Source organism: Bradyrhizobium genomosp. I (2014) (assembly GCF_000261685.1).
Classification (GTDB): Bacteria; Pseudomonadota; Alphaproteobacteria; order Rhizobiales; family Xanthobacteraceae; genus Bradyrhizobium.
On the sequence record NZ_AJQE01000142.1, the window covers coordinates 1 to 3,548 of the forward strand.

At 66.5% G+C, this 3,548-nt stretch carries 3 protein-coding genes; 2 read left to right on the forward strand and 1 reads right to left on the reverse strand.

What is annotated here, in order from left to right; all coding sequences use genetic code 11:
* Window positions 1-547, forward strand: a 547-nt coding sequence (locus IC50_RS13735; protein ID WP_035705166.1) for an FAD binding domain-containing protein, incomplete at its 5' end; no start/stop codon positions are given.
* Complete coding sequence (locus IC50_RS13740) at window positions 544-3,270, forward strand: molybdopterin-dependent oxidoreductase (protein WP_035705168.1); 2,727 nt, start codon at window positions 544-546, stop codon at window positions 3,268-3,270. The genes IC50_RS13735 and IC50_RS13740, both read left to right, overlap by 4 nt.
* 76 nt (window positions 3,271-3,346) lie before the next feature.
* Here the strand turns inward: IC50_RS13740 and IC50_RS13745 are convergent.
* A partial coding sequence (locus IC50_RS13745; protein ID WP_035705171.1) for a hydroxyisourate hydrolase occupies window positions 3,347-3,548 on the reverse strand: 202 nt, incomplete at its 5' end.

The window sequence follows — 3,548 nt, forward strand, 5'->3', positions numbered from 1 at the left end:
CGCCTTCCTTGCTTCGTTCAAGATCTGGAAAACCGCGACCGTCGGCGGCAACCTCTGCATGTCGTTACCGGCGGGACCCATGATCTCGCTCACCACCGCGCTCGACGGCCTCTGCACCATCTGGAAGGCGAGCGGCGGTGAACAGAAGCTTCCCGTCGCCGAATTCGTCACCGGCAACCATCGCAATCGTCTGACGCCAGGCGACCTTCTCCGGCAGATCGATATCCCAACCGCCGCATTGAAGCGCCGCACCGCCTTCCGCCAGATCTCGCTGGCGCCGGTCGGCCGTTCGGCGGCGCTCCTGATCGGGAGCCTCGAAGCCGATGATGCGCTGACACTCACGGTTACCGCGGCGACGGTACGGCCGATCCAGCTACTCTTTCGCAAAGCCCCGGACGCGAGCACACTCCGCGCCGCGCTCATGCAGCAGATCACCGACGATCTGTACCACGCGGACATCCATGGCGCGCCAATCTGGCGCAAGCACATGACGCTGCGGCTCGCCGAGGAAATTCGCGCCGAACTCATGGGAGCAACGCGGCCATGAGCGTCGAGGTCAACGGCAAGGTGTTTTCCCAGAAGCCGCGCGCCGGGCAATGCCTGCGCACGTTCCTGCGCGAGCTTGGCCATTTCGGCGTCAAGAAGGGCTGCGATGCCGGCGATTGCGGCGCCTGCACCGTGTTGCTCGACGGCGAGCCGGTGCACAGTTGCCTGATCCCGGCGTTCCGGGCCGAGGGGCGCAATGTGACCACGATTGAAGGTCTTGGCGGAGATCACGGCACGCATCCGATGCAGCAGGCCTTCCTCGATGCGCAGGGCTTTCAATGCGGCTTCTGCACCGCCGGCATGATCCTGACCTGCGCCTCCCTGAACCAGGCGCAGCGCACCGATCTCGGCGCAGCGTTGAAGGGCAATATCTGCCGCTGTACCGGTTATCGTTCGATAGAGGACGCGATCCTCGGCAAGACCAATGTCGAGGCGAGCGTCGAGGCCGGCGCCGCATTCGGTCGCAGCCTGCCGGCCGCCGCAGGTCCCGACATCGTGCGCGGCAGGGCACGCTACACCTTCGATACCGCCATCGACGGACTGCTGCACATCAAGCTGCTCCGTTCGCCGCACGCTCACGCCAGGATCGTTGCGATTCACAAGTCGGAAGCCCTTCGCGTCCCCGGCGTCCACGCCGTCCTGACGCATGAGGATGCGCCGTCTGTCCTGATTTCGACCGCGCGGCATGAGAGGGAGTGGATGGACCCAGAGGACACCCGCGTCCTCGACGAGGTCGTCCGCTTCATCGGACAGAAGGTCGCCGCCGTCGTCGCCGAGACCGAAGCCGCCGCCGAGGAGGCGTGCCGCAGGCTGAACGTCAGTTACGAGATTCTGCCCGCGCTGATCGATCCGGAGCAGGCAATGGCGCCGGGCGTGCCAATCATTCATCCCGACCGCACCACGGCGAACCGCGTCGCGGACGCCCGGCGCAATCTCGCCGCGGAAACGCATGGCGAATTCGGCGATGTCGCGGCGGCGCTCGCGACGTCCGCCGTCATCTACAAGGCCACGTTCCACAGTCATCGCGTACAGCATGCGGCGCTGGAGACCCATGGCGGCCTCGCCTGGCTCGATGACGCTGGCGTGCTGAACGTCCGCACCTCGACGCAGGTGCCGTTCCTGACCCGGCGTGCGCTGTCGGACATCTTTGGGCTTCCCATGGACAAGGTCCGCGTGTTCTGCGAACGCGTCGGCGGCGGCTTTGGCGGTAAGCAGGAGATGTTCGTGGAGGATATCCTTGCGCTCGCCGCGCTCACAACCGGGCGGCCAGTGAAGCTGGAACTCACCCGCGAGGAGCAGTTCATCGCGACCTCGACGCGGCATCCGATGCGGGTCCACATCAAGGCGGGCGCCGATAGCGACGGCAAGCTCACCGCGCTCCAGCTCGACGTGCTCTCCAACACCGGAGCTTACGGCAATCACGCCGGCCCCGTGATGTTCCACGCGCTGGCCGAGTCCATCAGCGTGTACAATTGTCCGAACAAGAGGGTGGACGGCGCCGCCGTCTACACCAACACGGTGCCGGCGGGGGCGTTTCGCGGCTACGGCCTGCCGCAGGCGCTGATCGCGGTGGAGGCCGCGATCGACGAGCTGGCCAGGCAGCTCGGCATCAGCCCCTACGAGATGCGCCGGCGCAATATCGTCAAGCCCGGCGATCCCATGCTGTCGCCGCCGCCGTCCGAGTATCACGACGTGCTTTATGGTTCCTACGGGCTCGACCAGTGCCTCGACCTCGTCGAGCGCGCGATGCAGGCCGATGACCCGCAGCCGGACCTGTCGCCGGAATGGCTGATCGGTGACGGCATTGCGCTGACCATGATCGACACCGTGCCACCGGCCGGCCACATCGCCGACGCGACGATCGCGCTGCGCGACGACGGGGGCTTCGACCTCACCGTCGGCACGGCCGAGTTCGGCAACGGCACCAGCACCGTGCATCTCCAGATCGCCGCGACGACGCTCGCTACCACGGTCGAGCGGATCCACCTTCGCCAGTCCGACACCGCCCATGGCGGCCACGACACCGGCGCCTACGGCAGCGCCGGCACCTTCGTCGCGGGCAAGGCGACGCATGCGGCGGCCATGCAGCTTGCGACCGAGCTGAGGGCGGCCGCCGCCGGCGCGTGGCTGTGCGACGTGGACACTTGCGTGCTCGATGGGCACGCCGTCGTTAGCGGCGTACGGCGCATGCCCTTTGCGGAGCTGGCGAAGCTCGCCCACGAGCGCGGCCAGCCGTTCGCAGCCACCGGCAATTCTGGCGGCACGCCGCGCTCGGTCGGGTTCAACGTGCAGGGATTTCGCGTCGCGGTGAACAAAGGCACCGGTGAGCTCAGGATTCTCAGGAGCGTGCACGCCGCGGATGCGGGCGTCGTCGCCAATCCCATGCAATGCCGCGGTCAGGTCGAAGGCGGCGTGGCGCAGGCGCTCGGCGCTGCGCTTTATGAGGAGATGGTGATCGACGCGAACGGCCGCGTCGTCAACCCGAAATTCCGCGACTACCACCTGCCCTCTTTCGCCGACGTTCCGCGCACGGAGGTGTTCTTCGCCGAGACGTCCGACACGATCGGGCCACTGGGCGCGAAGTCGATGAGCGAGAGCCCGTACAATCCTGTTGCGGCGGCACTCGGCAATGCGATCGCGCACGCCACCGGCATTCGCTTCACCGCACCGCCCTTCAAACCGGATCGGCTGTTTCCGGCGCTGCTCGAGAAATTCGGTAGCTAGCCAGAGCGGGATGGTTCGGTTCACCTCTCCCCTTCGGGGCGAGGTGAACCACGGACAGCCCGCCGAACCTACATCTCTAGCTGCCGCGATAGGTCGAATAGCTCCAGGGCGTGACCAGCAGCGGTACGTGGTAATGGCTTTCCGGCTCGCTGACCGCAAAGCGCAGTGGGATCTCATCGAGGAACGGCGGATCGGATAGCGGCACATTGCGTTCGGCGTAGTATTTGGCAACGCGGAATCTGAGCTCATAGCGGCCGATCGGCAGCGGGCGACCGCCG

Bases quoted from the DNA above. Each gene is read 5' to 3' on its own strand.
- IC50_RS13740 (WP_035705168.1), top strand. From the start codon at position 544: ATGAGCGTCGAGGTCAACGGCAAGGTGTTTTCCCAGAAGCCGCGCGCC.